The sequence below is a fragment of the Janthinobacterium sp. 78 genome, from assembly GCF_003096775.1.
Lineage (GTDB): Bacteria > Pseudomonadota > Gammaproteobacteria > Burkholderiales > Burkholderiaceae_D > Janthinobacterium > Janthinobacterium tructae.
Window position 1 is genome coordinate 1,470,894 of record NZ_QENT01000001.1, and the last position, 23,372, is coordinate 1,494,265.

The following is a 23,372-nucleotide window of genomic DNA, read 5'->3' on the forward strand; positions in this document are numbered from 1 at the left end:
AATGGGAATAGTCGTCCCGCTTCGGCGTGTCCGGTTTGATCCCGCGCAAACGAGATGCGGGACGGCGGGCGTTTTTTGCCAGGTCAGTGCCCGCTGCGGCCGCGCCTGCCGCATGGCGGCTGGTATGATGCTGGCCGTATGGCCCCCGTTTTTATAATAAAAGGATCGTTTGATGGCGGATATAAATATAGTTCAGCAACATAAGCTGACAGCAGCAAAGGCGCGCGAAGCGGCGCAGCAAGTGGCCGACAAGCTGGCCCAGGAATATGACCTGGCGTGCGCCTGGGATGGCGATGTACTGCGCTTCGAGCGCAGCGGCGTCGATGGTTCGCTGACCCTGGAAAAAGAGCAGGCGCAACTGCAAATCAAGCTGGGCTTCATGCTCAGCGCCTTTGCTTCCACGATTGAAGGTAAGATCGCCGAGAAGATGCGCAAGGTGTTTACTGAGTCAGTTTGATCCGCTTGTCTGGCGCCATGTTTGGTGCTAGGAAGCGTGTCACAGCGATGGGCGAAAAGACGATGCAAACACGTCTCTTTTCGCCTTTTTTACGTCTGACTGTACGCTGGCGAACATTGCTATCACATTTCTATTTGGAAAGCCATTGGACTTTTGTGTCTTTTTGCGTTATACTTGAGTCATATTTACAACAGCTACACCGCGTTTCACCTTCTGCTTCGCAGTACTCTCCGCTCGCTGAGTGGTGAATAATTCTTCGGGTTTTACACCCGCATCCAGTTAAAAGTAGTTTGGTCGATTTTTTCGGTCAAATACATTTGGTTCCATGTATTTGCATGGCGCTAGCGTTGTTAAAAGTCCTGAACCACAGCCTCTTTTAGCACGCACACGGCACCCCGGCATCGGCTTTGGCCATCCGCTGGTCACACGCGTGTCACCCCCTGTTTACTGTCGCTCCCGTGCGCTTTTGCGCCGTGGCGTAGCCGACGCAACAGGGTTTGCTGATTCCCGCCGCAAGCTAGCAGCTTGCTGGGTTTCATTCCATTCGTCAAATCGAGGGAGAACCACATCGTGGCAAAACAAATCATTATCGACCATGTATTCAAAGTGTTCGGCGACAAGCCAGAAGAAGCACTTGAACTCGTCCGCAAGGGCGCCAGCAAGCAAGATATCCTGGCCAAGACCGACTGCACCATCGGCGTCTTCGACGCCACCTTTACCATTGAAGCGGGCGAGATCTTCGTCATCATGGGCCTGTCCGGTTCCGGCAAGTCGACCCTGGTGCGCATGCTGAACCGCCTGATCGAGCCGACCGCCGGCCGCATCCTGATCGACGGCAACGACATCAACACCTTGCCGGACGCCCAACTGCGTGCCCTGCGCCGCAAGGACATCAGCATGGTGTTCCAGTCGTTCGCGCTGCTGCCGCAAATTACCGTGCTCGACAACACTGCCTTCGGCATGGAGCTGGCCGGCATGCCCAAGACCGAGCGCCATGCGCTGGCCCAGCAAGCGCTGGAGCAGGTAGGCCTGGACGGCTACGGCGCCAGCTATCCCGACGAATTGTCGGGCGGCATGCAGCAGCGCGTGGGCCTGGCCCGTGCGCTCGCTTGCGATCCATCGATTTTGCTGATGGATGAAGCGTTTTCCGCGCTCGATCCGATTATCCGTACGGAAATGCAATCGGAACTGCTGCGCTTGCAGCAGATCAAGCGCCGCACCATCGTCTTCATTTCGCATGACCTCGACGAAGCCATGCGCATCGGTGACCGCGTTGCCATCATGAAAGACGGCCACGTGGTACAAGTGGGCACGCCGGAAGAGATTTTGCGTAAACCGGCCAACGATTATGTGCGCAACTTCGTGCGCGGCGTCGATGCGGCGGCCGTCTTCAAGGCCAGCGATATTGCCCGCAAGAGCCAGATCGTCGTGTCCGAGTCGCCGAGCCGCGGTTCGCGCGCCGCGCTGTCGATGCTGGAAGAGCAGGATCGCGCGTTTGCCTACGTCGTCAACCCGCAGCGCAAGTTCCTCGGCGTCGTCTCGGTCGATTCGCTGCGCAGTGCGCTCGACGGCCATGTCGGCCCGCTGGGCCTGGCACATGCCTATCTGCCCGACGTGCAGACCATCAATGCAGATGAGCCAGTCGCCGGCCTGTTCGGCCAGGTGGCGCAACTGCCTTACGCCGTCCCTGTGGTGGCCAATGACGGCAGCTTCCGCGGCGCCATCAGCAAGACAACCTTGCTGAAGTTCCTCGACCGCGATACGCCAGCCATAGCCGAACAACAACAGAAAGGACAAGCATGAACCCAAGCACCGTTTCTACCGTAGAACCTGTTGTTGAACAGGCCGCCCAGATCAATCCCTGGGCGCTGACGCCGCCCACCGACGCCAGCACCGCATGGCTCGACGCCGCCGCGCCTGCCGTGCAGCCGGAACAGGCGTCCGGCTTTCACCTGACACAAATTTTCGACGGCTCGCTGCCGCTGGAAAGCTGGATCAACCAGGGCCTGGGCTGGGTCGTCGCGCATTTCCGCCCCTTCTTCCAGGCCGTGCGCGCGCCGATCGACAGCGTATTGTCTGGCGTGGAAGGCGTGCTGCTGGCCGCTCCGTCGCTGACGGTGATCGCCATCATCGGCTTGCTGGCCTGGCAATTTACCAGCCGCACGCTGGCCATCGGCACCGTGCTGGCGCTGCTGCTCGTGTCGATGCTGGGCATCTGGCCGGAAGCCATGACGACCTTGTCGCTGGTGTTGACGTCGCTGGCGTTCTGTCTGGCTATCGGTTTGCCGCTGGGCATTTTCCTTGCCAGCAGCGACCGCGCACAGAATATCCTGCGCCCCTTGCTGGACGCCATGCAGACCACGCCCGCCTTTGTTTACCTGGTGCCGGTGGTGATGCTGTTTGGTATCGGTAATGCGCCAGGCGTGATCGTGACGATCATCTTTGCCCTGCCGCCGCTGGTGCGCCTGACCAACCTGGGTATCCGCCAAGTGCGTCCGGACCTGATCGAAGCGGCCCGCGCGTATGGCGCCTCGCCGTGGCAGTTGCTGACCCGCGTGCAGTTTCCGCTGGCCATGCCGTCCATCATGGCCGGTATCAACCAGTCGCTGATGCTGTCGCTGTCGATGGTCGTGATCGCCTCGATGATCGCCGTCGGTGGTCTGGGTCAGATGGTGCTGCGCGGTATTGGCCGCCTGGACATGGGCCTGGCAACCGTGGGTGGCCTGGGCATCGTGCTGCTGGCCATCACCCTGGACCGTTTGACGCAAGCGATGGGTCAGCCGCGCCGTGGCGTGCGCCACTGGTATCAGACGGGTCCCGCCGGTTTCGTGCTGCGCCTGGTGCGCGGCAATACGAAGAAAAATAATGTTGAACAGCAAGCAACGCTGGCCAACGCACAATAAAGGAACCACATGCATCAAATTGATAATTTTAAAGTGACGCAAAAATCGCAACGCAAGTTCCAGCTGTTTTCCGCCCTGGCGATCGCCGCCCTGGCCCTGACCACCAGCCTGGCCATGGCGCAGACGCCGGCCGTGGCAGCCGATGCGCTGCCCGGCAAGGGCGTCAAGGTGCAGCCGCTGCAAAGCTCGATCGCGGAAGAAACCTTCCAGACCATGCTGGTTGACAAGGCCCTGGAAAAGCTGGGCTACGAAGTGCAGCCGATCAAGGAAGTGGAATACCCGACCGCGCATATCGCCATCGCCAACGGCGACGCCACCTTCATGGCCGTGCACTGGGATCCGATGCACAAGGATTTCTATAACAATGCGGGCGGCGATGCCAAGCTGTTGCGCACCGGCCAGTATGCGGGGCCTGCCGCGCAAGGTTATCTGATCGATAAGGCGACTGCGGAAAAGTACAACATCACGAATATCGACCAGTTGCGCGATCCCACCCTGGCCAAGCTGTTCGACCACGATGGCGATGGCAAGGCCGACTTGACGGGTTGCAATCCCGGCTGGGGCTGCGAAGCGCTGATCGAGAAGCACATGGATGCGTATAAATTGCGCAAGACGGTGACGCACGTGCAGGGCAGCTATGCGGCCCTGATCGCCGATACCCTGGGCCGCTACAAGCGCGGCGAACCGATCCTGTACTACACGTGGACGCCGTACTGGGTCAGTGGCGTGCTGGTGCCGGGCAAGGACGTGGTCTGGTTGAAAGTGCCGTTCTCGGCCAATCCGGACAAGGTGAATACCCGCCTCGACGAGGGCAGCGATTACGGCTTTGCCGTCAACACGGCGCGCATCGTGTCCAACAAGGCCTGGGCGGAGAACAACCCGGCCGCAGCCAAGCTGTTCGAGGTGATGCAACTGCCGGTGGCCGATATCAATGCGCAGAACGAGCGCATGCGCCGTGGCGAAAGCACGCAAGCCGATATCGCGCGCCATACGGCCGGCTGGATCAAGTACCACCAGCAGACGTTTGATGGCTGGATCGCGCAAGCGCTGGCGGCCGCCAAGAAGTAAATCCACAGCTGTTTCAGCATCAAAAAAATGGCTACCGTATTGGTAGCCATTTTTGCATTTTGGACTCGCTTTCGCCCGTTTTGGTGATTTTTCGTGAGTTTTCAGCCATTTTTGGCTGATTTTTCTGAAAAACAGGCGTTGCTCGCGTTTAATCCTTCAAGTCTTCGATCAAGTCGATGTACTGCTGTTGCGCCTCTTCCTTCGAGGTGCCGGCCAGGGCCGCCCAGGCGTCGAACTTGGCGCGGTTGACGAAGTCGGTCATGCCAGGACGCTCGCCCGTGGCGTCGCCGCTTGAGGCTTGCTTGAACAAGGCATAGATTTTCAACAAGGTCATATTGTCCGGACGCTCGGACAGGGTCTTGGAATCGAGCTGTGCTTGTTCGAATTGCTCTTGTAAACTCATGATGGCTCCTGTGTGCTGATGGAATCGCTGGAAAAGTGCGGCAGGCCCGGCGGAGTGGCCACCGTGCGTGCTGCAGTGCCTGACATCATAGTGAAAAAAGCGCGCCGTGCATTAGAGGACACACTCAAAACAAAAGCGCCGCCGCTGAGTGAACAGGGGCGGCGCCTGGCGCAGTCGTTGGAATGCTGCCTGGTCTGTGCTTGCTTGCTACTTACACGCCCAGCAGTTCGACGTCGAAAATCAGGGTGGCGTTCGGTGGAATCGCGCCGCCGGCGCCGCGTGCGCCATAGCCCAGTGCTGCCGGGATGATCAGCTGGCGCTTGCCGCCCACTTTCATGCCTTGCACGCCTTCGTCCCAGCCTTGAATGACGCGGCCGGCGCCCAGCGGGAATTCGAATGGGTCGTTGCGGTCCTTGCTCGAGTCAAATTTCGAACCGGCGCTGCCGTCGTCGTTTTGCAGCCAGCCTGTGTAATGCACGACAACATTGTTGCCGGCTTGCGCTTCAGCGCCTTCGCCGACGACGGTATCGATGTATTGCAGGCCGGAAGCGGTAGTGGTGGTGGTCATGATAATCCTTGTGTAGGCGATGAAAGCTTCAGATTGTAGAGCAATGAGTTGCAAAGCGCCATTCCAGGCGCGGGACAGGGAAAAAGGGCAAATGACGGCGATGTGTGGCTGCCGCCAGCATTTAAGGGGGATTTCACACAATAAATACAGTGTTCCACGTAAAATGCCTGTTTTGTATTTAACAGTGATTTCTTCCATGTTCCGCAGTCTACGCCGCCTTGTTTTTTCCTCGCTGTGCCTGGTTTCCGCAATATCGACGGCGCAAGCCGAAGTGGTGGTGGTGCTCAATTCCCGTGATGCTACGGTGCAACTGCTGGACCAGAAAACCTATGCTCCCCTGTCCACCTTTGCCGTCGGCAAGGAACCGCATCACCTGATGGAAACGCCGGACGGCAAGTCGCTGATCGTCGCCAGTTCCGTGGGCAATGAGCTGATTTTCCTCGACCCCGTGTCGGGCCAGATCCAGCGCCGCATCAGCAATATCCTCGACCCGTACCAGATCGGCTTTTCGCCGGACCAGAAATGGTTCATCTCGAACTCGCTGCGCCTGGACCGCATCGACCTGTACCGCTACGACGGCAAGAACCTGACCCTGGCCAAGCGCATCCCATTGCCAAAATTGCCCAGCCATATGGCCTTCACGGCCGACAGCACCATGGCTTTCATCACGCAGCAGGGCAGCAACCAGGTCAGCGCCATCGACCTGGCCACGCAGACGGTGAAATGGACCATGCCTGTCGGCCCGGCGCCGGCCGGCATCACGATGACGCCCGACGGCAAGCATTTGCTGGTGGGCATCATGGGTAGCGATTACGTGGAAGTGATCGACTGGCGCACGCAAAAGACCGTCAAGCGCATCAAGGCGGGCGCCGGCACGCATAATTTCCGCGCGCTCGGTGACAATCGCATGACGTTCGTCTCGAACCGCGTGTCGAACACGATCAATATCATCGACCAGAAAACGCTGGAAAACGTGGGCACCATCAATGTGCCAGGTGGCCCGGACTGTATGGAAATCACGCCCGATGGCAAGACCATGTGGGTGACCTTGCGCTGGATCAAGAAAGTGGCCGTGATCGACCTGACCACGCGCAAAGTGATCAAGATGATACCGGTGGGCCGCTCGCCCCACGGCGTGTATTTCGCCACCCATTCGCCGCGCATGTGATGATGCAGCGTCTTATTCTGACTGGCGGCGTGCCCGCCATGCTGCTGTGCGCCAGCACCATGCTGTCGCCCGCGCATGGCGCCGCACCTGTCGCTCCAGCCGCATCTGCCACCGCCTTTGCTACCCCTGCTGCCGCCCCGGCCGCCTGCAAGGGCACCCTCTACATGACGTTCGACACGGGTAGCCAGTCGCAAGCGCAGCTGATTGCCGACATGCTCAATCAACGCCATGTGAAGGCGACGTTCTTTCTGGCCAATGAAAAGACCACGCGCGGCGATTATTCGCTCGATCCGTCATGGGCGCCATACTGGAAAGCCCGCGTCGCCGAAGGCCATGCGTTCGGCACGCATACGTTTGACCATGTGTACTGGAAGAAGGATCTGGCCAACGGCTTGATCCAGGTCAAGCCGCAGTTCGGCAAGGACGGCGGCAAGCTGGCCTCCTTCACTGATCAACAGTTCTGCGCGGAGTTGCGCCGCGTCGATACGCGCTTCCAGGAGTTGACCGGGCACAAGCTCGATCCGTTCTGGCGCGCGCCGGGCGGCTACACCTCGCCGCGCACCCTGGCCGCCGGCAGCGCCTGCGGCTACCAGCACGCGGGCTGGGCGCCGGCGGGCTACTCGGGTGATGAGCTGCCCAGCGACAAGTATCCGAACGCCATGCTGCTGAAAAAGGCGCTGGCCAACTTGCGCAGCGGCGATATTTTCATTGCGCACATGGGCATCTGGTCGCGCAAGGATGCGTGGGCGCCCGCCAATCTGGATGCTTTGATTTCCGGCTTGCAAGACAAGGGTTTTTGCTTTGCCACCTTGCGCGAGCATCCCGCCTACTCGCAGAAGAAGGGCCAGCCATGACCGCCGCCGACATCGTCAGCCTCGTCACGCCCGCCATCGATGCCGTGGTCGACGCCTTTGGCGTGGCGCAAGGCTGGCTGTTCCAGACCATCGTCAATCCGCTCGTCTACCACCTGGGCTTTGGCGAATTCACGGAAGAGGCGTTCGAGGGCACGGAATGGCTGCTGATCGGCCTGTGCGAACTGGTGCTGCTGTTTCTCGTGCTGCGTCCGCTCGAAGCCTGGATTCCCGCACAAAAGATGAGCGACCCGCGCGCCCGCTGGAACGATTTTCTGTATACCGTGCTGCACCGCATCGGCCTGTTTTCCGTGCTGGTCTTCTTCACGCTCGATCCGCTGATGGATGCATTGGCCGGCGCTTTGCGTTTCGATAATATCCATCCATTCAACCTCGAGTCGCTGTTACCCGGCATCAGTCCCTTGCTCAGTTTTATCATCTATTTTGTGATACTGGACTTCGTCGACTATTGCTACCATCGGGCTTCGCACCATTTCGGCTGGTGGTGGGGCTTGCACAGCCTGCATCACAGCCAGCAAAACATGAACTTGTGGAGCGATGACCGCAACCACCTGCTCGATGATTTCTTGCGCGACGTGGTGATGGCGCTGGTGGCGCTGGGTATCGGCGTGCCGCCGGGCCAGTACGTGCTGCTGGTGTCGATTTCGCGCATTCTGCAAAGCTTGCAGCATGCGAATGTGAGGATACACTTCGGCCGCATCGGCGAGCGGCTGTTGATCTCGCCCCGTTTCCACCGCACGCACCACGCGATCGGCGTGGGGCACGAGTCGAAAGGCAAGGGCAGCATGGGCGGTTGCAACTTCGGCGTGGTCTTGCCGATTTGGGATATGCTGCTGGGCACCGCGAATTTCTCGGCGGGCTATGCGCGCACGGGCGTGCGCGACCAGCTGGCCCGCATCGACAGCGATGGCGTGGGCCGCCCCGGACGCGAGTATGGCCGCGGCTTCTGGCAGCAGCAATGGCTGGGCCTGCGCCGCATGGTGGAATTTGCAGGAATCAAACGAAAAGGACGCCGTTGATGCGTAATGTGTTGAATTCGTATGGCCGCGCCTTGCTATCGCAATTGCACGGCAAGATACTGCTGTTGAGCGTGGCGCCCTTCATCCTCTCGCTGATCCTGTGGGGCGCCCTGCTGTATGTGGGCCTGCAGCCGCTGATCGACAGCCTGCATGCGCTGTTTACGCAGTACGATTTCTTCCGCACCAGCGGGCAGGTGCTGGCTACCTTTGGCCTCGGCGTGCTGAAAGCCGTGATCGTGCCCCTGATCGCCATGTTCATGCTGTTGCCGCTGATGATCTTGACGGCGCTCATTTTCATGGGTCTGTTCGCCATGCCGGCCATCGGCCGCCATATTGGCGGGCGGCATTTTCCGCAACTGGACAAGAAACACGGCGGCAGCCTGGCTGGCAGCGTCGGCACTTCCCTGGCTACCTTTCTGCTGTTCATCGTCGTCTGGGTCATCATGCTGCCGTTGTACGCGTTTCCACCCGCCGCATTGGTGGGGCAAGCCGTGCTGTGGGGCTGGCTGACCTACCGCGTGATGGCGTATGACGCCATGGCCGACTACGCCAGCGTGGAAGAGCGCCACGCCATCATGCGTACGCAGCGCTGGCCCCTGCTGGCCATCGGCATGGTCTCCGGCGCGGCCGGCGCCGTGCCGGGCATGCTGTGGATGGGCGGCGTGATGTCGGTGGTGTTCTTCCCCTTCCTGGCGGCGTTCGCCATCTGGCTGTATGTACTGATCTTTATCTTTACGGGTCTGTGGTTCCAGTATTACTGCCTGGAAGCACTGTCGCGTTTGCGGGGTGTACGCGGCATGACCGACGTGGCGCCGGCGGACGCCTGACCTTCACTAATCGAATCGAACGAGGAAGTTCCATGGCTATCGGATTGATCATCATCGGCGACGAAATCCTGTCGGGCAAGCGCACTGACCAGCATTTCCCGAAAGTAGTGAGCATGCTCAAGCAGCGTGGCTTGCAGCTGAGCTGGGCGGAATACGTGGGCGACGAGCCTGCCCGCCTGGTCGCCTTGCTCAAGCGCAGTTTTACCAGCGGCGACATCGTTTTCAGCTTTGGCGGCATCGGCGCCACGCCGGACGACCATACGCGCCAGGCGGCTGCCGATGCGCTGGGCTTGCCGCTGCTGCTGCATCCGCAAGGCAAGCTCAATATCGAGCAGCGCATCACGGAAATGGGAGCAGAGGCGGGCGTGCCGGCCGACTTGAACTCGCCGGAAAACCTGCACCGCCTGAAAATGGCGGAATTTGTCGAAGGCGCCGAGCTGATTCCGAATCCGTACAACAAGATTGCCGGCTTTGCCGTGCGCGAGCATTATTTCGTGCCAGGCTTTCCCGTCATGTCCTGGCCCATGATCGAATGGGTGCTCGACACGCATTACAGCCATTTGTTCAACCAGGTGCCGCATGCGGAACATGCCTTGCTTGTGTACGAAACGGCCGAATCCCTGCTGACGCCGCTGATGGTGCGTCTGGAAACGGAGTTTCCGCTGATCAAGGTGTTCAGCCTGCCCAGCGTGGGCGATGCGCAGACGCGCCGGCATATCGAACTGGGCGTGAAGGGCGAACCCGCGCAAGCGGCGGCCGCCTTTGCGGACATGCGCGCCGCGCTCGATGCCCTGCAGGCGGAATACACCACCATCTGAGCCTCTGCCAGCCCGGCGCCGGCGGCTTTTTCGCTGGCGTCCAGCCCGCCTTGCATCTTAGAGCCTATCCCAGTAGGGAGCGTCTTCTGCTGGCAGCGCATCAGGAGCGCGGACAAGGCGTGAGGAGGACGCGTGGCGAGCCACGCAACGACGATCAACGCAGTCCCCGCTTCTGAGGGGCGCCAGCAGGGGATGTATTCATCTACTGGGATAGGCTCTTAGTACGCAAGCGTACGTTCCAAGACGTTGTTTTTTTGCGAAAATCTTTGATGAAGCAAGATTTTTGTGTGCGCTCGCCAGTCGTTTTCATGCCGATGTGGTGGAATGGTGAACAGGAGCCTGGCGTGTCAAACGCGGGGTTGCCTGCCTGTGCAGCAGCGTGTTTTTTTGATTCACCGGTATGGACATCATGTTAAGCAAGCTCTGTAGTGACCGGCCCCGGCCGGCCCTCGTCTTATCCTGTGCGGAGCGGTATTGCTACCGTATTTTCTGCGCCGTCCAAACCCAACCTTACCCCAGCATCCCATGAAAGACACAGGCGTCAACCTGGCCGCGCAAGAGCGGCCCCCCTCTGATCCAGCTGCCGAGGCGCCGCCGCCGGCGAGCCCGCCGAAGAAGCGCCGTTCGCGCATCTGGCCGATCTTTGCCATCATCGTGCTGGCGCTGATCGCCGGCGTGGCGTGGTTCGTCATGCGCGAAGTGCGCACCTCGGCCCTGCAGGCCGAGTTTTTCACGCGCCTGGACCGTCAGCTGACGTTCAAGGTCGAGCCAGGCCCAGCGCCGGCGGGCGCCATCCGCTATCCGCAGCACGGCCCGTATGACGAGCGCCTCGGCTATGCCAGCTTGCCTGACTTCCTCACCAAGCTCAATGCGCGCGACTATGCCGTCACGGCGCAGGCGCGCATGTCGCCGAAGATGGTGGAGCTGGTCGACCGGGGCATCTTTGCCACGTATCACGAGAAAAACCGCGCCGGACTGACCATCCTCGATTGCCGCGCCGCGCCCCTGTTCGCGGCCAGCTATCCCGAGCGCATGTTCGACGGCTTTGCCGACGCGCCGCCCGCGCTGGTGCAAAGCCTGCTGTTCATCGAAAACCGCGAATTGCTCGACCCGGGCACGCCCGAGCGCAATCCCGCCGTGGAATGGGATCGCCTGAGCAAGGCCGTCTTCGACAAGGTGCTGAACCTGTTCGGCGGCCACCGCGGTGGTGGCGGCAGCACCCTGGCCACGCAGATCGAAAAATACCGCCATTCGGAAGACGGCCGCACCAGTTCCATGCAGGATAAATTGCTGCAGATGATTTCGGCCAGCCTGCGCTCGTACCAGGATGGCGAGAACACCATGGAAGCGCGGCGCAAGATCGTCGTCAATTACCTCAATACCGTACCGCTGTCGGCCAAAAGCGGCTTTGGCGAAGTCAACGGCATTGGCGATGGCATGTGGGTCTGGTATGGCCGGCCGTTTGCCGAGGTGAAAACTTTGCTCAAGGGTAATATGGACCAGCCGGACAGTGCGCTGGCCTACAAGCAGGCGTTGAGCTTGCTGATCGCGCAGCGCCGCCCTTCGCATTACCTGGTGGCCGGCGGCGCCGACCTGGAAGAATTGACCAACAGCCATCTGCGCCTGCTGGCGCAAGCGGGCGTGATTTCGCCGCAGCTGCGCGATGCGGCCATCGCCGAGAAGCTGCGCCCGTCGTCGGCCTCGGGCGTGCAATCGGAAGCATCGACCTCGTTCGTCACGCGCAAGGCCTCGAATGCCGTGCGCAACCATTTGGCCAGCATGCTCGGCGACCCGCGCTTGTACAACCTCGACCGCCTCGACTTGAAAGTGGTCAGCACGCTCGATGCGCAGGCGCAAAATGCTGTTACCAAGGTCTTGCGCGAGCTGCGCGACCCGGAAGTGGCGAAAGCGGCTGGGCTGACGGGCAAGGGCATGCTGGGCAATGGCGACCCGGCCAACGTGGTCTACAGTTTTACCCTGCTGCAAAAGGGCGATCAAGCCAACTTGCTGCGCGTGCAAACGGACAATTTTGACCAGCCGCTCGACATCAACGAGGGCGCCAAGCTGGACCTCGGTTCGACGGCCAAGCTGCGCACCCTGGTCACGTATCTGGACATCATCGACCAGCTGCACCAGCGCTACAGCGGCATGGGCGCCGCCGAACTGAATAAAATCGCCGTCGATCCGAAGGACATGCTGTCGCAGTGGGCGATTGCCTACTTGAAACCATTGCCGCTGGGCGAGGCGCGCAACTTGCCCGCCATGCTGGCGGCCGCCATGCAACGCCAGTATTCGGGCAATCCGGGTGAAGGCTTCTTCACGGGCGGCGGCTTGCATCATTTCGGCAACTTCTCCAAGCTTGACGACAGCCGCATCATGACGGTGCAGCAGGCGCTGCGCCAGTCGACCAACCTGGTGTTCGTCCGCCTGATGCGCGACGTGGCCCGCTACTACATGTTCTCGCGTCCCGATTCCTCGGCCTCGCTGCTGGCGGACGCGGACGATCCGCGCCGCGCCCAGTACCTGAGCCGTTTTGCCGACAAGGAAGGGCGCGAATTCCTGCACCGCTTCTATCAGAAGTATCGCGGCAAGAGCGTCGACGAGCAGGAAAAGATCTTGTTGGCCAGCATCCGCCCGACCCCCGTGCGCCTGGCAAATATCTTCCGCACCGTCAATCCGAAAGGCACGGTGGCGGAATTCGGCGATTTCCTCAATGCCAACTTGCCGTCGCAAAACGAAGTGCCGCCCGAGCGCGTCGCCAAGCTGTACCAGCAGTACGCGATGGAAAACTGGTCCTTGGCCGACCGCGGTTATCTGGCCAATGTGCATCCGCTGGAACTGTGGATGGTGGCGTATCTGCGCCAGCATGAAGGCTCCACCCTGTCGCAGATGGTGGCGGCCAGCGAGAAGGAGCGCCAGGAAGTCTACAAATGGCTGTTCAATACGCACCGCAAGCATGCGCAGGACCGCCGCATCGCCAACTTGCTGGAAGTGGAAGGTTTCCTGGAAATCCACCGCCAGTGGAAGAAGATGGGCTACCCGTTCGATTCGCTGGTGCCGTCGTATGCGACCACCCTGGGCGCGTCGGCCGACCGTCCCGCCGCGCTGGCCGAGTTGATGGGGATCATCATCAACGATGGTGTGCGCAAACCGAGCGTGCGCATCGATTCCATGCATTTCGCCGCCAATACGCCGTATGACACCACGGTCAAGCGGAGCACGAAGGTGGAAGCGGAGCAAGTGCTGTCGCCGGACGTGGCGAAAGCCGTGGCCAAGGCCATCCGCGAAGTGGTGTCGGACGGCACGGCCAAGCGGGCCAAGACGGCATTCGTCGGCGCCGATGGCGTGCCGATCCCGATGGGCGGCAAGACGGGCACGGGCGACCAGCGTTTCGACGTGTATGGCGCCGGCGGCCGCCTGATCGAGTCGCGCTATGTGAACCGTTCGGCCACGTTCGTCTTCAATATCGGTGAGCGCTTCTATGGCAGCATGACGGCGTATGTGCGCGGGCCGGAATCGAAGAACTACGATTTCACCAGCGCCTTGCCCGTGCAACTGCTGGTGTCGCTGGCGCCGAGCCTGATGCCGCTGATCGAGGCGCCCGCGCCGGCCGAAGGCGTGGCCAGGCAGTGCACCAATTAGCAGGCAGTTGTAGCAGAACGCCGGCGTTCACGCCGGCGTTTTTTTAGCCGGCAAACACGGCCGTTTTATCTGCCAGGCGCGCATGGTAGGCAGCGATGGCAGGGTAGTCGGGGCGTTGCATCGGCGCCATCAGCCAGCGCTTGACGGACAGGCCCAGCACGATATCCGCCAGGGTAAATTGCCCGCCGCAGACGAAGGCGCCCGTGCGCTGCAGCTGCTGTTCCAGGATGCCCATCATCTTGTTCCATCCGGCAATGCCGGCTGCCAGCAGCGCCGCATCCTGGTGTGCGGGGCTGTGGCGCACCAGCGACATGAAGGCGTAGCGCCAGCTGTTGTTGAGGTCGCCCATTTGCCAGTCCATCCATTTTTCCACTTCCGCGCGGGCGCGGGGCGTGCTTGGCAGCAAGTCGTCGCGGCCCGCCTGGGCGCACAGGTAGCGGCATATCGTGTTCGATTCCCACAGCACCAGGTCGCCGTCTACCAGCACGGGCACCATGGCGTTCGGATTCAGGGCCAGGAAGGCCGGGTCGTCGGTACTGCGAAAGCCGCTGCCCCAGTCTTCGCGTTCGTAGGGCAGGTCGAGTTCCTCGCAGGTCCACAAGACTTTGCGGACATTGATCGAGGCGGCTTTTCCAAGAATTTTCAGCATGCGGGACTCCATGGGGCAGGTGAACGATCTGCCACTGTAGCGGATTTGGCCATGCCGCGCCGGTGAAAGTGCCTTGCATAGTTGAGGTTTTCTTGGCATCGTAGCCACCCATGAAACCTATGCGCCACCACATGTCCAAAATCCTCGCGTTCAGCCGCTTTTCCGTGCGCGATTTCCTCGCCACCGCCGGTCCCACCCTGCTGCTGGTCGGCGCGTTTTGCGCGCTCGCTTACTGGCTGGTTGACCCGGCGCCGCCGCGCCAGGTGAGCCTGTCGACGGGACAGGACAATAGCGCGTATGAAGAGTTTGGCAAGAAATACGCGGCCACCCTGGCCAGGCACGGCATCAAGGTGACCTTGCAGCCGTCGCTGGGCTCGCAGGAAAACCTGCAGCGCCTCAATAGCGGCAAGACCGATATTGCCTTCGTGCAAAGCGGCTCGACGGAGCACGCCGATGCCGAGCGCCATGGCCTCATATCCCTGGGCAGCCTGTTTACGGAACCCGTCTGGCTGTTCCTGCGCGAAGACAAGGCGGTGACGGAACTGACGCAATTGAAGGGCATGAAGATCAACCTGGGACCGGAAGGCACGGGCGTGCCCAGCCTGTTCCGGCAGTTGTTGTCCGTCAATGGTGTCGAGGCGAACGAGTTGACCGTCAGCGACTTGCAGAACACGCCCGCCACGGTGGAGCTGCTGGAAGGGCGCATCGATGGCCTCGTGTTCAGCTCGGCGCCGGAAGCGCCGCTGATCCAGATGCTGCTGCAAACGCCGGGCATCAAGCTGTTTGATTTTTCGCAAGCGGAGGCGTACACGCGGCGCCTGCCTTTCCTCACGCATGTGGTCTTGCCACGCGGTATCGTCGACCTGGGGCGTAACATCCCCGCGCAGGATTACCACCTGATCGCACCGACCGCCACCCTGGTCGCGCGCGAAGACTTGCATCCGGCCTTGATCGACCTGTTCGTGCAGGCGGCGGCCAGTATTCACGGCGGCACGGGCTGGTTCCAGCAACAGGGGCAGTTCCCGTCCGCGCGCTATACGGAAATTCCCGTCGCGCCCGAAGCGCTGAAGTTTTACAAGGATGGCGCGCCGGTGCTGCAGCGCTACATGAGTTTCTGGCTGGCCAATTTCTTCGACCGCATGTGGGTGCTGGTGGTGGCGCTCGGTGCCTTGATATTGCCGCTGTCGCGCGTGGTGCCGCCGCTGTACGTGTGGCGTATCCGCTCGCGCGTGTACCGCTGGTATGGCCAGCTGCGCACGGTGGAGCAGGCGCTGGAAGATGTGCCGCCAGAGCAGCGCGCGCAAGTGTATGCGGCGCAATTGACGCGGCTCGATCAGATCGAGGAAATGGTCAACCAGATCTCGATTCCCCTGTCATTTGCCGATGGCTTGTATGGCTTGCGTAGCCACATCAATTTCGTGCGCAAGCGCATCTTGACCTTGATGGGCGAGCACCAGCCGGCGGAATCAAACTAAGTCAAACTAAGGTGATCGACAGTTTGCGCCCCACCAGCGCGGCGGCGCGCTCCAGGGTGGACAGGGTCACATCGCTGCTGGGGTCGAGCAGGCGGTCGAGTTGCGAGCGGCTCGTTTGCAGCAGCGCCGCCATGCGCGTCTTCGACATCGCTTGTTCCTGCATCGCCTGCGTCAGTTGCCAGGCGATCACTTCCTTGATGGCGCGGTTTTGCGTTTGCTCGAAGATGCCTTCTTCCTTGAGGAAGTCGTCGAGACTGCTGCCGAGGTGCGGTGCGGTGGCGTTCATGTCAGTTCCTTCAATCGTTTGCGGGCCAGCGCCAGGTCGTCGTCGGGCGTGGCGCGGGTTTTCTTGATAAAGCCGTGCAGTGCCACCAGGCAGTCGCCGTGATGGCAGATCAGCACGCGGGCGATGCGGTTGCTTGGCAAGCTGCTGCGAATTTCCGTTAGACCTTGCCCCAGATGGCGGCACAGGGGCATGCCCACGGGCCAGCGCCATTGTGCATGCATCAAGTCTTGTCCGATCACCTGGCGCTCTTCGATGGGCAACGATTTGAGCCAGTCGCGCACGGGTTCGCCGCCATTGCCGTTCGCATAGAACAGCAGGGTAATCTGCCGCAAGCCGGAAGCATCCATGACGCACCTCTGCGTTGTACTATATAAGGTACACGTTCGCAAGGAGAATTTGCGCCGCAGTTGAAAAAATCGGGCGCGCATGGATGGTTGTAGCCGATGGCGGGCCGCAGGGTGGCCCGCCAGATCAAACACGCTTCAGATAGTCAGGTGGCCAGCGTCAGGCGCCCAGCCACGGCAGTCCCGCCTTGCACCAGCCGCCGATCTGCTTGCGGTGGCCGTCGGCATCCTTGTCGCCCTCAAAGCCTTCGAGGATGTCGAAGCAGTTCACGTAGCCGTGCTCGGTCGCCAGCTTGGCGGCATGGCGTGAACGCACGCCGGAGCGGCACAGGAACAGCAGCACCTCGTCTTTGCCGGCCTGGGCAGCCAGTTGCGCGAGGAAGTCGGGATTCGGCACGCCGCCCGGATACGTGGCCCACTGCACCGCACCGTGCTGGGTGTCGGCGATGTCGACCCGGCCGACCCAGTCGCGCTCGGCATTCGTGCGCACATCGATGAGCTTTGCAGCGGCATCGCGCTGCAGCAAGTCATATGCTTCCTGCGGTGTGACGGCGCCGGCATACGGCGTGCCTTCATTGGCCCGGCTGCGGGCGGTGGTCAGGATGTCGGCGGCGGTAGTCATGGCGTCCTCGATGAAAGTGGGGTGGTGTGGTCGATTATAGTGCGCCGTCCGCGCCCCGCAAACGGGAAACCATGGTGCATCGCGTGCGCACCACAATGAGGCATTTTTCAGAAATCAAAGAAAAATGCACGACAATGGTGCGTTATTCGTTTTTTGCACTTGCATAGTGCATTCTTGATGTGACGCAAACACTGCCTGGAAATCACGGGCGGGAAAACTTTCATTGGGATAGCCGGGTTTTGCCCCTGGCGGCCAGGTCTCTTCAGAAGCTGGCATGGAATCTGCTATGATCCTTATGAGTTTTGGTGGCACGCAATGTTTGCTTCGCTTCATCAGCCCAGACGCATTAAGGTCGGCTCACCCCACATTCATTTAGGAGATACGCATGGCAATGACAGCCGCAGAAGTCTTGAAGATGGTAGAAGAAAACGAAGTCAAATTCGTTGATTTCCGCTTTGCTGATACCCGTGGTAAAGAGCAGCACGTGACGGTTCCCGTGTCGCACTTCGACATGGACAAATTCGAGTCGGGCCACGCCTTTGACGGTTCTTCGATCGCTGGCTGGAAAGGCATTGAAGCGTCCGACATGATCTTGCTGCCGGATCCAAACACGGCCAATATCGACCCGTTCATGGAAGAAACGACCTTGTTCATGCAGTGCGACGTGATCGAACCGTCGGACGGCAAGGGCTACGACCGCGACCCGCGCTCGATCGCGAAACGCGCCGAAGCCTACCTGAAATCGTCGGGCATGGGCGACACCGCCTACTTCGGCCCTGAGCCAGAATTCTTCATCTTCGACAGCGTGCGCTGGAAGATCGACATGTCGGGCTGCTTCGTCAAGATCGGTTCGGACGAAGGTTCGTGGTCGACCGGCAAGGACATCGAAGGCGGCAACAGCGGCCACCGTCCTACCGTCAAGGGCGGCTACTTCCCTGTGCCACCAGTGGACAGCTTCCAGGACATGCGTTCGGAAATGTGCCTGATCCTGGAGTCCTTGGGCATCCCGGTTGAGGTACATCATCACGAAGTCGCTGGCGCAGGCCAGAATGAAATCGGTACCCGCTTCTCGACCCTGGTCGAGCGCGCCGACTGGACGCAAAACCTGAAATACGTGGTGTGGAACGTGGCGCACAGCTATGGCAAGACCGCCACCTTCATGCCGAAACCTATCGTTGGCGACAACGGTTCGGGCATGCACGTGCATCAATCCGTATGGAAAGATGGCAAAAACCTGTTCGCTGGCGACGGCTATGCCGGCCTGTCCGATTTCGCCCTGTACTACATCGGCGGCATCATCAAGCACGCCAAGGCACTGAACGCGATCACCAACCCGGGCACCAACTCGTACAAGCGTCTGGTACCAGGCTACGAAGCTCCAGTGAAACTGGCGTACTCGGCGAAAAACCGTTCCGCCTCGATCCGTATCCCGCACGTGGCCAATCCAAAAGGCCGCCGCGTGGAAGCGCGCTTCCCGGATCCACTGGCGAACCCGTACCTGTGCTTCGCCGCACTGCTGATGGCTGGTCTGGACGGCGTTGCCAACAAGATCCATCCGGGCGAAGCCGCCTCGAAAGATCTGTACCATCTGCCGCCAGAAGAAGACGCACTGATCCCTACCGTGTGCGCTTCGCTGGAAGAAGCACTGGAAGCCCTGGACAAGGACCGCGAGTTCCTGACCCGTGGCGGCGTGTTCAGCGATTCCATGATCGACGCTTACCTGGAACTGAAAATGCAGGACGTGCAGCGCATGCGCATGACCACGCATCCTGCCGAGTTCGACATGTACTACTCGCTGTAATGGCGCCACGCCGGCAACTTGCCGGTAGTGAATAAAAAACGCGGGTGAGGCGATGGTCTTGCCCGCGTTTTTTGTTATGGCGCCACTGGGCGGTGTTGTATAGTCGGCCCAGGAACGATGCGGCACGAGCCGACAGGAGTGAAGATTGACCAAGCATTACAGAATGGCGCTGATGGCAGGATTGCTGGGCGCGGCGGCACAGGCGCACGGGCAGTCATATGTGTGCGCCGATGCGCAAGGACACAAGACGTACACGGACAAGCGGGCTGGCACGCATTGCCAGCTGCTCGATTTACCGGGCGCCATGACGGAGCCGCCACGCAAGACGGCGCCGCTAGCCGGTGCGCCTGCGCGGCCCGCCACGCAGGCGGTGGCCACGGCGGCGCCCGCCGCTGGCGCGTTTCCCAAGGTCGATGGCGCCGAGCAACGGGCGCGCGACCTGGACCGGCGCCAGATCCTGCAAGATGAATTGCGCAGCGAAGAGCAGAAACTGGCGGCCCAGCGTCTGGAGTTCAACGAGGGCCAGCCTGAACGCCAGGGCAATGAACGCAACTATGCCAAGTATCAGGAAAGAGCGGCGCAGTTGAAAGAGAATATCAACCGGACGCAGCAGAACGTCGAGGCCCTGAAACGCGAGATTGCGAATATTCGGTAAAGCACATGACAATAGACAACCATTCCAGCCGTCCCGCCCACCTGGCCGGCCTTGATTTGCTCGCTTCGGCCGTGATCTTGCTCGACGGCGACGGGCGCATCAGCTATGCCAACGCGGCGGCGGAAAACCTGCTGGAAAGCTCATTGAAGGCCCTGTCGCGGCAAAAGCTGACGGCGCTGTTCCTCAACCCCGAAGAGCTGGCCGGGATTTGCGCACAGGCGCTTGAACACAAGTTTTCCGATTTGCGCCAGGACCTGAGCCTGGAACGCCTGGGGCGCGAGCCGCTGCGCGTGCACAGCATCGTCAGCGCGCTCGAGGCGCCGCGCGACGGCGTGCTGATCGAGCTGCGCGAAAACGTGCAGCAATTAAAACTCGACCGCGAGGAGCGCATCCTCGACCAGAGCCAGGTCAACAAGGAGCTGATCCGCAACCTGGCGCATGAAATCAAGAACCCGCTGGGCGGCATCCGCGGTGCGGCCCAGCTGCTGGAGCTGGAATTGCCGGCCCTGCACCTGAGCGAGCTGCGCGAATACACGCAAGTCATCATCAAGGAAGCGGACCGCCTGCAAACCCTGGTCGACCGCCTGCTGGCGCCGCACCGCCGCCCGCACATCGTGGGCGACGTGAATATCCACGAAGTGTGCGAGCGCGTGCGCAGCCTGATCCTGGCCGAGTTTCCCAGCGGCCTGACCATTTCGCGCGATTACGACGCCTCGATCCCCGAGTTTCGTGGCGACAAGGAACAATTGATACAGACCGTGCTCAACATCGCGCACAACGCGGCGCAAGCGCTGGCCGAGCGCATCGAGGCGGGCGATGCAGAGCTGATTTTCAAGACGCGCGTGGCGCGCCAGGTGACCCTGGCCAAGGTCCGCTACAACCTGGCATTAGACTTGCATATCATTGACAATGGACCGGGCATCGCACCCCAGATCCGCGACCGGATTTTCTACCCGCTGGTGTCGGGCAGGGATGGCGGCAGCGGGCTGGGACTGACCTTGGCGCAAACCTTCGTGCAACAGCACCTGGGCGTGATCGAGTGCGAAAGCCGGCCTGGATACACCGATTTCAGGATCGTTCTCCCCTTGCCATAAGCGAGGAAGTATCCCACCCATGAAATCCATTGCGGGACGCACACACTAATGAAGCCAATCTGGATAGTTGACGACGACGAATCAATCCGCTGGGTGCTGGAAAAAGCCCTGGCGCGGGAAAACCTCGCCACCAAGAGTTTTGCCAATGCGCGCGACGCCATCGCGGCACTGGAATTTGACACGCCGCAAGTGCTCGTGTCCGATATCCGCATGCCGGGCGCCTCCGGCCTGGAATTGCTGCAGACGGTCAAGTCGCGCTTTCCCGGCTTGCCGGTCATCATCATCACGGCCTTTTCCGACCTCGATTCGGCCGTCGCGGCCTTCCAGGGCGGTGCCTTCGAATACCTGGCCAAGCCGTTTGACATCGACAAGGCTGTCGAGCTGATCCGTCGCGCGCTGGAAGAAAGCCTGCGCGAGACCAGCGTCGAATCGGGCCCGTCCGAAACGCCGGAAATCCTCGGCCAGGCACCGGCCATGCAGGAAGTGTTCCGCGCCATCGGCCGTCTGTCGCAATCGAATGTGACGGTGCTCATCACGGGCGAATCCGGTTCCGGCAAGGAACTCGTGGCGCGTGCGCTGCACAAGCACAGTCCGCGCGCGGCACAACCGTTCATTGCCCTGAACACGGCGGCGATCCCGAAGGATTTGCTGGAATCCGAACTGTTCGGCCACGAACGGGGGGCGTTCACGGGCGCGCAGACGACGCGCCGGGGCCGCTTCGAGCAAGCCGAGAACGGCACTTTGTTCCTCGATGAAATCGGCGACATGCCGTTCGACTTGCAGACGCGCTTGCTGCGCGTGCTGTCCGATGGCCATTTCTATCGCGTCGGCGGGCACCAGCCGATGAAGGCTAACGTGCGCGTCATTACGGCCACGCACCAGAACCTCGAGCAGCGCGTGCGCGACGGCCTGTTCCGCGAAGACTTGTATCACCGTCTGAACGTGATCCGTTTACGCCTGCCCAGTTTGCGGGAGCGGCGCGAGGATATCCCCATCCTGGTGCGCCACTTTCTGGTGCAAAGCGCGCGCCAGCTGGGCGTGGAAGCCAAGCGCATGAGCGAACCGACGATGCAATTTCTCAGCGGCCTCGATTTGCCCGGCAATGTGCGCCAGCTGGAAAACCTGTGCAACTGGATCACCGTAATGGCGCCGGGCCAGACGGTGGAAATCAAGGACTTGCCGCTGGAATTGACGCAGGGGCAGAGCGATGCTGGCGCTCCCGCAGCGCATGGCGAAGCGCCGCCGCCGGCCGTGGCTCATCCGAATGGCGGCCAGGTCTTCGAAGCGGCCGCGCCCGCCAACGGCGCGCCGCCGGGCTGGATCGGCCTGCTGGAATTACAGGCGGCCGGCATGCTGGGCGCCGGGCAGCAGGAAGTCATGGCCGTGCTGGGACGGCAATTCGAGTCGGCCCTGATCAAGACGGCGCTCAAGCATACGCACGGGCGCAAGAACGACGCCGCCGTGCGCCTGGGCATCGGCCGCAACACTATCACCCGCAAGATCTCCGAACTGGGCATCGACGGCGCCAAGGACGATTGATCTATCTTCCGGACGGGACGTCTGTCCCGTCCGCGTTCCCTCCCGGTGTTTCTTGCACGCCACAACACCCACAGCAGGCGATAAGGTAAGCTGACGCCTGCCGGACTGTTTCGTCCGGTCTTAACTTTCATTGTGGAACTGTATGCTGATTAACTGCGTGGCCTATCAGGATGGCAAAAAACTGGCCGACTTGCCGATTGACGATATCAGCGATTACGTCGAGCGCCCCGACTGTTTCGTCTGGGTAGCCCTGCTCGACGCCACGCCGGACGAGCTGAAACAGATGCAGCACGAGTTTTGCCTGCATGAACTGGCCGTCGAGGATGCGCAGCGCGGACACCAGCGTCCGAAGATCGAGGAATATGGCGACTCCCTGTTCGCCGTGGTGAAAACCGTGGAAATGGTCGAGAACGAGCTGGTCATGGGTGAAGTCGACATCTTTGTCGGCGCCAATTACGTGCTCTCGTCACGCAGCAACAGCTCGCAAGGTTTTCTTGGCGTGCGTGCGCGCGCCGAGCGCGAACCACACTTGCTGCGCCAGGGCTCGGCCTTCGTGCTGTACGCGCTGATGGACGCCGTCGTCGACCGTTACTTTCCCGTGCTCGACGCGCTGGAATCGGAGCTGGAACTGATCGAGGACCGCATCTTCGACCGTGGCACCGAGCGCGACAATATCGAACGGCTGTATCAATTGAAACGCAAAGTCATGGTCTTGCGTCACGTGGTGGCGCCCCTGATGGAAGCGGTGGGCAAGCTGCACGGCGGGAGGGTGCCGCCGCTGTGCCACGATACCCAGGAGTATTTCCGCGACGTGCACGATCACCTAGCGCGCATCAACGGCACGCTCGACACCATCCGCGACACCATCAGCACGGCCATCCAGGTGAATTTGTCGATGGTGGCCATCGACGAGAGCGAAGTGAACAAGCAGTTGGCGGCCTGGGCGGCTATTTTCGCCGTATTTACCGCGTTTGCCGGCGTGTGGGGCATGAACTTCAAGTTCATGCCGGAGCTGGACTGGCAATACGGCTATCCCGTGGCCGTGGGACTGATGAGTTGTGTCTGCGGTTATATGTATTACTTGTTCAAGCGTTCCGGCTGGCTATAAAAAATTCCTGCGTATCTGTATTATTAAACAATAGCCAGGGGTACAATCGCGGCA

Annotated in this window: 22 protein-coding genes; 16 read left to right on the forward strand and 6 right to left on the reverse strand. The window is 61.0% G+C overall.

The features are described 5' to 3' along the window. Positions 1–172 precede the first annotated feature (172 nt). The 4 genes from C8C92_RS06540 (at position 173) to proX (ending at position 4,428) form a co-directional block, all read left to right on the forward strand. Positions 173–457 carry a polyhydroxyalkanoic acid system family protein gene (locus tag C8C92_RS06540; protein ID WP_099760480.1) on the forward strand — a complete coding sequence of 95 codons (285 nt, stop codon included), beginning with the start codon at positions 173–175 and terminating at the stop codon, positions 455–457. Positions 458–1,027: 570 nt separating this feature from the next. Further along, entirely contained in the window at positions 1,028–2,260 is a 1,233-nt protein-coding gene (proV, locus tag C8C92_RS06545) for a glycine betaine/L-proline ABC transporter ATP-binding protein ProV (protein ID WP_116745861.1), read from the forward strand. Beyond that, the gene (proW, locus tag C8C92_RS06550) at positions 2,257–3,360 is read left to right on the forward strand and encodes a glycine betaine/L-proline ABC transporter permease ProW (protein WP_116743309.1); all 1,104 of its coding nucleotides are present in this window, start codon (positions 2,257–2,259) and stop codon (positions 3,358–3,360) included. Before proV ends, proW begins: the two co-directional genes overlap by 4 nt. Positions 3,361–3,369: 9 nt before the next feature. Continuing rightward, positions 3,370–4,428: a glycine betaine/L-proline ABC transporter substrate-binding protein ProX gene (gene proX / locus C8C92_RS06555; RefSeq protein WP_116743310.1), complete on the forward strand. Its 1,059-nt coding sequence runs from the start codon at positions 3,370–3,372 to the stop codon at positions 4,426–4,428. A gap of 148 nt (positions 4,429–4,576) precedes the next feature. Here the strand turns inward: proX and C8C92_RS06560 are convergent, their stop codons facing one another. Together C8C92_RS06560 and C8C92_RS06565 are read right to left on the reverse strand one after the other, a co-directional pair. Next, entirely contained in the window at positions 4,577–4,831 is a 255-nt protein-coding gene (locus C8C92_RS06560) for an acyl-CoA-binding protein (protein WP_034782468.1), read from the reverse strand. 211 nt (positions 4,832–5,042) lie between these two features. Next, positions 5,043–5,399 carry an FKBP-type peptidyl-prolyl cis-trans isomerase gene (locus tag C8C92_RS06565; protein WP_010395194.1) on the reverse strand — a complete coding sequence of 119 codons (357 nt, stop codon included), beginning with the start codon at positions 5,397–5,399 and terminating at the stop codon, positions 5,043–5,045. A gap of 196 nt (positions 5,400–5,595) precedes the next feature. Here C8C92_RS06565 and C8C92_RS06570 point away from each other — a divergent pair, with 196 nt between their 5' ends. The 6 genes from C8C92_RS06570 to C8C92_RS06595 all read left to right on the forward strand — a co-directional run bounded on the left by C8C92_RS06570 (position 5,596) and on the right by C8C92_RS06595 (position 13,745). Beyond that, complete coding sequence (locus tag C8C92_RS06570) at positions 5,596–6,567, forward strand: cytochrome D1 domain-containing protein (protein ID WP_099760477.1); 972 nt, start codon at positions 5,596–5,598, stop codon at positions 6,565–6,567. Further along, on the forward strand, positions 6,564–7,421 hold the full coding sequence (locus C8C92_RS06575) for a polysaccharide deacetylase family protein (RefSeq protein ID WP_243420128.1): 858 nt from the start codon (positions 6,564–6,566) through the stop codon (positions 7,419–7,421). Before C8C92_RS06570 ends, C8C92_RS06575 begins: the two co-directional genes overlap by 4 nt. Continuing rightward, entirely contained in the window at positions 7,418–8,458 is a 1,041-nt protein-coding gene (locus C8C92_RS06580) for a sterol desaturase family protein (protein WP_116743311.1), read from the forward strand. The genes C8C92_RS06575 and C8C92_RS06580 overlap by 4 nt, the downstream gene beginning before the upstream one ends. Continuing rightward, a complete protein-coding gene (locus C8C92_RS06585) occupies positions 8,458–9,285 on the forward strand; it encodes an EI24 domain-containing protein (RefSeq protein ID WP_099760475.1) in 828 nt (275 codons plus the stop codon). Before C8C92_RS06580 ends, C8C92_RS06585 begins: the two co-directional genes overlap by 1 nt. Positions 9,286–9,317: 32 nt before the next feature. Then, a complete protein-coding gene (locus C8C92_RS06590) occupies positions 9,318–10,103 on the forward strand; it encodes a molybdopterin-binding protein (RefSeq protein WP_116743312.1) in 786 nt (261 codons plus the stop codon). Between the two features lie 525 nt (positions 10,104–10,628). Further along, the gene (locus tag C8C92_RS06595) at positions 10,629–13,745 is read left to right on the forward strand and encodes a transglycosylase domain-containing protein (protein WP_116743313.1); all 3,117 of its coding nucleotides are present in this window, start codon (positions 10,629–10,631) and stop codon (positions 13,743–13,745) included. A gap of 43 nt (positions 13,746–13,788) precedes the next feature. On the opposite strand, the gene C8C92_RS06600 is transcribed toward C8C92_RS06595, so the two are convergent. After that, a complete protein-coding gene (locus C8C92_RS06600; protein ID WP_116743314.1) occupies positions 13,789–14,394 on the reverse strand; it encodes a glutathione S-transferase in 606 nt (201 codons plus the stop codon). A gap of 131 nt (positions 14,395–14,525) precedes the next feature. On the opposite strand from C8C92_RS06600, the gene C8C92_RS06605 reads away from it, so the two are divergent. Further along, positions 14,526–15,869, forward strand: a complete 1,344-nt coding sequence (locus C8C92_RS06605) for a TAXI family TRAP transporter solute-binding subunit (RefSeq protein ID WP_116745863.1) — start codon at positions 14,526–14,528, stop codon at positions 15,867–15,869. Position 15,870: 1 nt separating this feature from the next. On the opposite strand, the gene C8C92_RS06610 is transcribed toward C8C92_RS06605, so the two are convergent. The 3 genes from C8C92_RS06610 to C8C92_RS06620 form a co-directional block, all read right to left on the reverse strand. Further along, complete coding sequence (locus C8C92_RS06610) at positions 15,871–16,155, reverse strand: XRE family transcriptional regulator (protein ID WP_099760471.1); 285 nt, start codon at positions 16,153–16,155, stop codon at positions 15,871–15,873. After that, positions 16,152–16,502 carry a type II toxin-antitoxin system RelE/ParE family toxin gene (locus tag C8C92_RS06615; protein ID WP_116743315.1) on the reverse strand — a complete coding sequence of 117 codons (351 nt, stop codon included), beginning with the start codon at positions 16,500–16,502 and terminating at the stop codon, positions 16,152–16,154. Before C8C92_RS06615 ends, C8C92_RS06610 begins: the two co-directional genes overlap by 4 nt. A gap of 157 nt (positions 16,503–16,659) precedes the next feature. Beyond that, a complete protein-coding gene (locus tag C8C92_RS06620; RefSeq protein ID WP_099760469.1) occupies positions 16,660–17,121 on the reverse strand; it encodes a rhodanese-like domain-containing protein in 462 nt (153 codons plus the stop codon). Between the two features lie 385 nt (positions 17,122–17,506). Between C8C92_RS06620 and glnA the strand changes: the two genes are divergently transcribed. The 5 genes from glnA to corA all read left to right on the forward strand — a co-directional run bounded on the left by glnA (position 17,507) and on the right by corA (position 23,318). Next, positions 17,507–18,922: a type I glutamate--ammonia ligase gene (glnA, locus tag C8C92_RS06625; RefSeq protein ID WP_071079202.1), complete on the forward strand. Its 1,416-nt coding sequence runs from the start codon at positions 17,507–17,509 to the stop codon at positions 18,920–18,922. Positions 18,923–19,067: 145 nt separating this feature from the next. Continuing rightward, complete coding sequence (locus C8C92_RS06630; RefSeq protein ID WP_306594695.1) at positions 19,068–19,577, forward strand: DUF4124 domain-containing protein; 510 nt, start codon at positions 19,068–19,070, stop codon at positions 19,575–19,577. A gap of 5 nt (positions 19,578–19,582) precedes the next feature. Further along, positions 19,583–20,671, forward strand: coding sequence for a nitrogen regulation protein NR(II) (glnL, locus tag C8C92_RS06635; protein ID WP_099760468.1), 1,089 nt, complete (start codon positions 19,583–19,585; stop codon positions 20,669–20,671). 48 nt (positions 20,672–20,719) lie between these two features. Then, on the forward strand, positions 20,720–22,210 hold the full coding sequence (gene ntrC, locus C8C92_RS06640) for a nitrogen regulation protein NR(I) (RefSeq protein WP_116743316.1): 1,491 nt from the start codon (positions 20,720–20,722) through the stop codon (positions 22,208–22,210). A gap of 142 nt (positions 22,211–22,352) precedes the next feature. Continuing rightward, complete coding sequence (corA, locus tag C8C92_RS06645; protein WP_071079199.1) at positions 22,353–23,318, forward strand: magnesium/cobalt transporter CorA; 966 nt, start codon at positions 22,353–22,355, stop codon at positions 23,316–23,318. The last annotated feature ends 54 nt before the right edge of the window (positions 23,319–23,372 follow it).

Bases quoted from the DNA above. Each gene is read 5' to 3' on its own strand.
- C8C92_RS06540 (WP_099760480.1), top strand. From the start codon at position 173: ATGGCGGATATAAATATAGTTCAGCAACATAAGCTGACAGCAGCAAAG.
- proW (WP_116743309.1), top strand. From the start codon at position 2,257: ATGAACCCAAGCACCGTTTCTACCGTAGAACCTGTTGTTGAACAGGCC.
- proX (WP_116743310.1), top strand. From the start codon at position 3,370: ATGCATCAAATTGATAATTTTAAAGTGACGCAAAAATCGCAACGCAAG.
- C8C92_RS06560 (WP_034782468.1), bottom strand. From the start codon at position 4,831: ATGAGTTTACAAGAGCAATTCGAACAAGCACAGCTCGATTCCAAGACC.
- C8C92_RS06565 (WP_010395194.1), bottom strand. From the start codon at position 5,399: ATGACCACCACCACTACCGCTTCCGGCCTGCAATACATCGATACCGTC.
- C8C92_RS06570 (WP_099760477.1), top strand. From the start codon at position 5,596: ATGTTCCGCAGTCTACGCCGCCTTGTTTTTTCCTCGCTGTGCCTGGTT.
- C8C92_RS06580 (WP_116743311.1), top strand. From the start codon at position 7,418: ATGACCGCCGCCGACATCGTCAGCCTCGTCACGCCCGCCATCGATGCC.
- C8C92_RS06585 (WP_099760475.1), top strand. From the start codon at position 8,458: ATGCGTAATGTGTTGAATTCGTATGGCCGCGCCTTGCTATCGCAATTG.
- C8C92_RS06590 (WP_116743312.1), top strand. From the start codon at position 9,318: ATGGCTATCGGATTGATCATCATCGGCGACGAAATCCTGTCGGGCAAG.
- C8C92_RS06595 (WP_116743313.1), top strand. From the start codon at position 10,629: ATGAAAGACACAGGCGTCAACCTGGCCGCGCAAGAGCGGCCCCCCTCT.
- C8C92_RS06600 (WP_116743314.1), bottom strand. From the start codon at position 14,394: ATGCTGAAAATTCTTGGAAAAGCCGCCTCGATCAATGTCCGCAAAGTC.
- C8C92_RS06605 (WP_116745863.1), top strand. From the start codon at position 14,526: ATGTCCAAAATCCTCGCGTTCAGCCGCTTTTCCGTGCGCGATTTCCTC.
- C8C92_RS06610 (WP_099760471.1), bottom strand. From the start codon at position 16,155: ATGAACGCCACCGCACCGCACCTCGGCAGCAGTCTCGACGACTTCCTC.
- C8C92_RS06615 (WP_116743315.1), bottom strand. From the start codon at position 16,502: ATGGATGCTTCCGGCTTGCGGCAGATTACCCTGCTGTTCTATGCGAAC.
- C8C92_RS06620 (WP_099760469.1), bottom strand. From the start codon at position 17,121: ATGACTACCGCCGCCGACATCCTGACCACCGCCCGCAGCCGGGCCAAT.
- glnA (WP_071079202.1), top strand. From the start codon at position 17,507: ATGGCAATGACAGCCGCAGAAGTCTTGAAGATGGTAGAAGAAAACGAA.
- glnL (WP_099760468.1), top strand. From the start codon at position 19,583: ATGACAATAGACAACCATTCCAGCCGTCCCGCCCACCTGGCCGGCCTT.
- ntrC (WP_116743316.1), top strand. From the start codon at position 20,720: ATGAAGCCAATCTGGATAGTTGACGACGACGAATCAATCCGCTGGGTG.
- corA (WP_071079199.1), top strand. From the start codon at position 22,353: ATGCTGATTAACTGCGTGGCCTATCAGGATGGCAAAAAACTGGCCGAC.